Here is a 6,000-nt window from a genome sequence, read left to right on the forward strand (position 1 = left end):
GGCGCGGCTTTTCAGGGCGGCGGGTCTCATGGCAGGGAACCGGTGCCTCGCAGGCATTGCGTCGCACTCGCGGGCGGAGGAAATCGTCAACAAACCGGCAATTTTGCGGGGGTTCTATCCGACTTTGTTCGTCACACATTTACTTTGACTCGCAACTTATAGCTGTTCCTAACGTCCACTTAGGTCTCTGCTCCGCATAAAATCCCGCGGGGCCGGCCGAGACCGGCCGCAGGGAGTTGATCGCTTGGAGCAGACCATCAGGGGTACCTTCGCGGCGTTGAACGCCAGCAACGAAGCGATCCTGTACGCCAAATCGCCGGAGGAGCTGTACGCTAAGGTCTGCGAGGCCGCGTTTTCCAGCGGCGACTTTCTGGCGACGGCGGTCTTCCTGCTGGATGCCGAGACCAGCCTGCTGCGCTTTGCGGTCGGGTTCGGCGACGATGTCGTGCGGCTGCGCGGCATCAACATCTCGATCATTGCGAATACGCCTGAGGGCGAGGGGGTGTGCGGACAGGCGTTTCGGGACCAGAAGGCCTGCGTCAGCAATGACTATCTGAATGACCCGCGCTCGCTCGCCTGGCGCGCCGGCGCTCGCGATAGCGAGGTCACCGCGGCGGCGGCAATGCCGTTGATCTGCAATGGCCGCAGCGTCGGCGTTTTCCTCGTCACCCGGCGCGAAGTCGGCTCGCTCGACAACGAGCTCGTGTCGCTGCTGGCGCGCATGGCTGCGAATGTTTCGTTTGCGCTGGATAATTTCGAACATGAGCGCATGCGCAAGAGCAGCGAGCGGGCGATGCGCCGCCTGAACCAGATGTTCGGCGCCATCAGCGCGACCAACGAAGCGATCCTTCGCGCCAAGACCGAGCACGACCTCTATCAGCGTGTCTGCGACGCCGCCGTTCATAGCGGGAAATCAGTCGCCGCCGTGGTCCTGCTCGCCGAGCCTGACAACCATTGGCTCGAGCCGGTCGCCGGCACCGGCGACGCGATCGACCTGATCACGCAAACGCGCTTCTCGATCGATCCGGACAATATCTACGGCAAGGGCGTCTGCGGGCAGGCGTTCCGGACGCAGCGGCCGTGCATCAACAACGATATCCCGAAATCGGACGGTCCGTGGCGGCAGGTGGGACACGATGCTGGCGTCATGGCCTGCATCGCGGTCCCCGTGACCAAGTTCGGCAAGAGCATCGGCGTCTTGTTGTTCTTCGTCGGCAGGTCGTGGGCGACGGACGAAGAGATCGTCGCCCTGATGGCGCGGATCGCCGAGAACGTATCGGTGGCGCTCGAAAATTTCGAACGCGCCAACGAAAAGGCCAGGGCCGACCGGCAGAAGGACCGGTTGTCGCGAATGTTCGCGGCGCTGAGCGCGACCAACGAAGCGATCATGCGGGCGAAATCACGAGAGGAGATGTTCAAGCTGGTGTGCCAGGCGGCCGGCAAGGGCGCCAGGTTCAACTCGACCAGCATCTTCCTGGTCGCGCCCGGCAGCGACTATCTCGAGATGGCGGCGACCGCAGGACCGACGTCCGAGAACGCTCGCAATCTCAAAGTATCGATCGACGAGGCCGTTCCGGAGGGACGCGGGCTTTGCGGGACGGCATTCCGTTCCAGGCAGGCCAGCATCAACAACAACTTCCTGAAGGACATTGTGGACAGTGCGTTCCGGGACATCATCGAACGCGAGGGGGCGCGATCGGGCGCGGCGTTCCCGTTGTTCGTCGACGGTGAGCCGGTCGGCGTGATGCTCTTCATCGCGTCCGAACACGACACCTTTACCGCCGAGTTCGCCGAACTGCTGCAGCGGCTGGCCGACAACGTGTCGTTCGCGCTCGGCAGCTTTGAGCGCGCGGACGAGAAGGCGAGGACCGAGGAGCAGAAGGAGCGGCTGACGCGGATGTTCGGGGCGCTCAGCGCCACCAATGAAGCGATCATGCGGGCGAAGTCGCGGACCGAGCTGTTCCACCTGGTCTGCGAGGCCGCCGTCGTCGGCGGCAACTTCACCTCCACCGCGATCGCGCTGGAGCGGCCAGGCGACGATTACCTGGAAAACGTCGCTTCGGCCGGTCCGGACGGCGAGCGCGCGTTCCACGTGCGCCTGTCCATCAATGCATCGCATCCGGAAGGGCGGAGCCTCACCGGCATCGCATTCCGCACCCGGAAACCCTGCATCAGCAACGACTATCTCGGCGACTTCGGCGATTCGAGCCCGTTCTATCAGGTCCTGCGCGACGCTGGCACCCGCTCTGGCGCCGCATTTCCGTTATTGAAGAACGGCAAGCCGATCGGCGCCATCATCTTCCTCTCCTGCGAGATCGGCGCCTTCAGCCCCGAGTTGATCGGGCTGTTGCGACGTCTCGCCGAAAACGTCTCGTTCGCGCTGGAAAATTTCGACCGCGCCGACGAGAAGGCAAGGGCCGACGAGCGGATCGAATATCTCGCCTCGCATGACGGCCTGACGCGCTTGCCCAACCGGGAAACCTTCAACGAATTGCTGCGCCACGCGATCGAGGTGGCCGGCCGCCACCAGCGTCGGTTCGCGCTGCTGTTCATCGATCTCGACCGTTTCAAGGTCATCAACGATTCGCTTGGCCACGACGCCGGCGACCTGCTGCTCGTCAAGATCGCCGACCGGCTGCGCGGGACCTTGCGTTCGAGCGACGTCATCGCCCGCCTCGGCGGCGATGAATTCGTCGTCATCCTGGAAGAAACCGACCGTGGCGACGTCGAAACGATCGCCGAGAGCCTGTTGTCGGCGCTCAGCCAGCCGCTGCAACTGAGCGGCCACGAATGCCAGACTACGGCCTCGATCGGCGTTGCGATGTATCCTGCTGATGGCTTGGATGCCAAGACGCTGACCAAGAACGCCGACATGGCGATGTATCTCGCCAAGGAGGACGGCAAGAACGGCTTCCGCTTCTACTCCAGGAAAATCAAGGCGCAGTCGATTGAGCGGCTGACGCTCGAGAATGCCCTGCGCCGCGCGCTGGAGCGCGATCAGTTCTCGCTCTTCTACCAGCCGAAGATCGACATCGCGAGCGGCCAGATCACCGGCGTCGAAGCGCTCTTGCGCTGGACCCATCCCGATCTCGGGCAGGTCGCGCCGGCCCAGTTCATTCCGCTCGCGGAGGAGATCGGGCTGATCGTGCCGATCGGGCGCTGGGTGCTGAAGGAGGCCTGCGCGCAGAACATGGCCTGGCAGCGCCGCGGCTTACGGCCGGTGACGATGGCGGTCAACCTCTCGCCGCGGCAGTTCGGCGACGAGGATCTCCTGCAGGACATCGATGGCGCGCTGATTTCAAGCGGCATGTCGCCGGCGTTGCTGCAGCTCGAGGTCACCGAAAGCATGGTGATGCGCAACGTGCACCGGGCGATCCGGGTGCTGGATGCGATCCAGAGCCGCGGCATTCGCCTCGCGATCGACGATTTCGGCACCGGCTATTCCTCGATGTCGCTGATGAAGCAGTTTCCGATCGACACCATCAAGATCGACCGCTCCTTCGTGCGCGACCTCGCCCGCGACAGCGAGGACCGGGCGATCGCGCAGGCCATCATCAGCATGGGCAAGGCGCTCGGCATGACCGTGATCGCCGAGGGCGTGGAGACGGCCGAGCAGGAGCGCTTCCTGCGCGACCATGGCTGCGACGAGATGCAGGGCTTTCGGCTCAGCAAGCCGCTGCCGCCGCGCGAGCTCGCCGAGTTGTTGCGCTCGGCGCCGGCGCTTATCTCTCCGCCACTGCAGCCGGAGGAAGATGCCGCGGACGATCAGGCAGCGTCGGATTTAGGGCGGAAACGCGCTGTCATCTGACGGCTGCACATGCAGCTCGCGTACATCCGAATCGGTCGACTTCACCTTGCGCGAGAAATCATAAGGCCACGGCAGATAAGTCTGGCCGGCGAGCGATTTGAGCAGGATGGCGGCGCCTGCTGCATAAGTCGCGCCCTTGGCAAGGCGCAATCGGACACTCCAGTCGGTCGGCAATTCGACCACGGATTCGCGCAGTTCGAATGCCGGGCCCCACCACCAGGCCGGCGCCGGCGGCCGTTCACTTTCCGGAATGGCGCGCCAGCGTCCGTATTCGTCGACGATGCGCTCGAATTGCAGTTTCGCGGCTGGATGCATCGGGGGCTCTCTCTGTTCTGCTCCCGATGATATCCGCCTCCGCGCCCCGCGCAAAGGCGCTGTCGCCGTCTATTGCCGGCCGTGTTGCCAGTGCGTGGTCACCTCGGTGCCCGTCTTGTTCAGGTGCACGTGCTGGTCGACATGGTCGACCCAGGACAGCGGAATGAAATGATGGTGCTGTCCGTCGGGCGAGCTTTGCTTGGTCAACTTGATCTTGTCGGTTCCTTCGAGATGATCGACCTTTCCGACCGTCTTCCGGTCCGACGAGATGACATCCATATGTTCCCTGATCTCTGCGGCCATTGCCATGTTTTATCTCCTTCAACGTTTGCGGAGATGAACGTTTGGTGACCGCAAAGGTTGCCCACCCTACGAAATCACTTCTCCTCCGCCGCGGTTGCCGTCGCCGGTCCTTCGCCCATGATCAGGAGCACAGCGTCCTCGTCCTTGGCGCCATCCCAATGCACCTGCTTGCCGTAATGGGTGACGAAACTGCCGGCGGGCATCGCCACGGTGCCCTTGTCCGGATCGAACTTCGGTCCCGATCCAACCCACCAGGTGCCTTGCAGCACGACGATATAGCGGTCGTTCGGATGAAAATGCGGATGGCTGAAATGGTTGCCTTTGGTCCACTTGGTATAGACCACGTAGAAGCCGGGCTTTGCGGGATCACCAACCACCACGGCATTCTGCGCGCCGCGCGCATCCACCGGTCCCCAGGGGATCTGGTCAGGCAACTTATAGACGACGGCGGCCGGATTGAGCTCGGCGGCGGAGCCGATGCTCAGCGTGGCGGCGAGGGCAAGCGGGATTGCAAGGTAACGCCAGGTGCTGACGATCATGACTTCCTCCCGTTTTCGGATGGACGCTTAGGCCTGTCCATTGGGCTCGTCCATCTCCGTTGTCCTCGATGCTAGTCGGGGGCGCTGGCAAAGGACAAGACGCACGCATGCATGCGTGATCGGCGGATGCGCGGCTTCCCGCACAACGCAACTGCAGCATCGAAATCGATTTGCGCTCGCATGCCGCCGTGATTAGTTTGCCCGCACAAATCAAAACAACATCGGGAGGATGCTTTTCATGAAACACGTGTGGACGCTTGCGGCCGGTCTTTTGATCGGCACCGCTCTGTCCTTCAATCTCGCTGCCGCCGAGGGAGACGGCTGGATCACGTTGGTCGACGGCACCAAAAAGGGCGATTGGGACGAGGTGGGCAAGGCGAACTGGACGTTGAAAGACGGCGCGCTGGTCGCCGACAAGCTCGACGGCAAGGATCTATCCTATCTCGTCAGCAAGACTCCCTACAAGGATTTCCAGATCAGAGCGGAGTTCTGGACCGACGAGGATGCCAACAGCGGCATCTTCATCCGCTGCGACACCAACAAGACCATCGATTCCAAGGTCTGCTACGAGGTCAATATCTTCGACAAGCGGCCCGATCCGACCTACGGCACCGGCGCGATCGTCGATGTCGGCAAGGTCAACCCGATGCCCAAGGCGGCGGGCAAGTGGAATACCTTTGAGATCACGGCGCAGGGCCCGCATCTCGTGGTCGTGCTCAACGGCGAGAAGACCGTCGACGCGCAGGACAGCAAGCACGCTAGCGGTCCGATCGCGCTTCAATATGGCTCGGGCGTGGTCAAGTTCCGGAAAGTGCAGATCAAGCCGTTGTAGCGGCCGATGTGTTCTCCTCCCCCTGAAAGGGGGAGGGCGGGGTGGGGGTCAAGCCACGGGCGCCGCTGCTCGTGGAGAGAGATGATCCCCACCCGGTTCGCGCTGGCGCGCGAGTCGACCTCCCCTTCTAGAGCGTGTTGTTTTTTAGCGGAATCGGGATTCCCAATTGGAGGAATTTCTGATTCAAACTCCATGCTGGGGCC

5 protein-coding genes are annotated in these 6,000 nt (G+C 62.8%); 2 read left to right on the forward strand and 3 right to left on the reverse strand.

The window, feature by feature from the left end; all coding sequences use genetic code 11:
• The first annotated feature begins 244 nt into the window (after positions 1-244).
• Positions 245-3,808: a bifunctional diguanylate cyclase/phosphodiesterase gene (locus ACZXDY_RS26455; protein WP_464347537.1), complete on the forward strand. Its 3,564-nt coding sequence runs from the start codon at positions 245-247 to the stop codon at positions 3,806-3,808.
• Here ACZXDY_RS26455 and ACZXDY_RS26460 read toward each other — a convergent pair.
• The 3 genes from ACZXDY_RS26460 to ACZXDY_RS26470 all read right to left on the reverse strand — a co-directional run bounded on the left by ACZXDY_RS26460 (position 3,782) and on the right by ACZXDY_RS26470 (position 4,965).
• Positions 3,782-4,123 (reverse strand): hypothetical protein, encoded by a 342-nt coding sequence (locus ACZXDY_RS26460; RefSeq protein ID WP_028168724.1) that lies wholly within the window; start codon positions 4,121-4,123, stop codon positions 3,782-3,784. The genes ACZXDY_RS26455 and ACZXDY_RS26460 overlap by 27 nt on opposite strands.
• Before the next feature lie 69 nt (positions 4,124-4,192).
• A complete protein-coding gene (locus ACZXDY_RS26465; protein ID WP_464347538.1) occupies positions 4,193-4,432 on the reverse strand; it encodes a DUF2171 domain-containing protein in 240 nt (79 codons plus the stop codon).
• A 68-nt stretch (positions 4,433-4,500) separates the two neighbouring features.
• A complete protein-coding gene (locus ACZXDY_RS26470; RefSeq protein WP_130226867.1) occupies positions 4,501-4,965 on the reverse strand; it encodes a cupin domain-containing protein in 465 nt (154 codons plus the stop codon).
• Positions 4,966-5,203: 238 nt separating this feature from the next.
• On the opposite strand from ACZXDY_RS26470, the gene ACZXDY_RS26475 reads away from it, so the two are divergent.
• Positions 5,204-5,797, forward strand: a complete 594-nt coding sequence (locus ACZXDY_RS26475; RefSeq protein WP_464347539.1) for a 3-keto-disaccharide hydrolase — start codon at positions 5,204-5,206, stop codon at positions 5,795-5,797.
• The last annotated feature ends 203 nt before the right edge of the window (positions 5,798-6,000 follow it).

This window comes from Bradyrhizobium sp. LeoB3 (assembly GCF_055456055.1).

What these genes read in the sequence shown, in the direction of transcription:
- ACZXDY_RS26460 (WP_028168724.1), bottom strand. Translation starts at nt 4,123, where the DNA reads ATGCATCCAGCCGCGAAACTGCAATTCGAGCGCATCGTCGACGAATAC.
- ACZXDY_RS26465 (WP_464347538.1), bottom strand. Translation starts at nt 4,432, where the DNA reads ATGGCAATGGCCGCAGAGATCAGGGAACATATGGATGTCATCTCGTCG.
- ACZXDY_RS26470 (WP_130226867.1), bottom strand. Translation starts at nt 4,965, where the DNA reads ATGATCGTCAGCACCTGGCGTTACCTTGCAATCCCGCTTGCCCTCGCC.
- ACZXDY_RS26475 (WP_464347539.1), top strand. Translation starts at nt 5,204, where the DNA reads ATGAAACACGTGTGGACGCTTGCGGCCGGTCTTTTGATCGGCACCGCT.